1 protein-coding gene is annotated in these 278 nt (G+C 69.1%); it reads right to left on the reverse strand.

Going from position 1 to position 278, the window contains the following annotated elements; translation table 11 throughout:
- A partial coding sequence (locus AC06FB_RS18875) for an autotransporter domain-containing protein (RefSeq protein WP_478053988.1) occupies positions 1-278 on the reverse strand: 278 nt, incomplete at both ends.

The following is a 278-nucleotide window of genomic DNA, read 5'->3' on the forward strand; positions in this document are numbered from 1 at the left end:
CCATTCTGCAGCTGGCCGTCGCGGCGCTCGCCCACATAGTCGACCATCACCGACAGCCGCTCGCTGGCCCGGCTGGTCACACCCAGGTTCCAGCTCAGCACCTGCTCGCCCACCGTCTGGCTGTTGCTGCCGAACACCAGATCCGGCGCCGCCGCAAAGCCGGTGCTGTAGCGGGCCTGCGTATCCCCCAGCTCCTTCTGCCACACCACCCGCGCCCGCGGGGTGATGCGCTCGCCGTTGTTGCCCTCGAAGGTCTTGAACAGCTGCAGGCCCGCACC

It is taken from the genome of Stenotrophomonas sp. Steno-C15 (genome assembly GCF_056393265.1).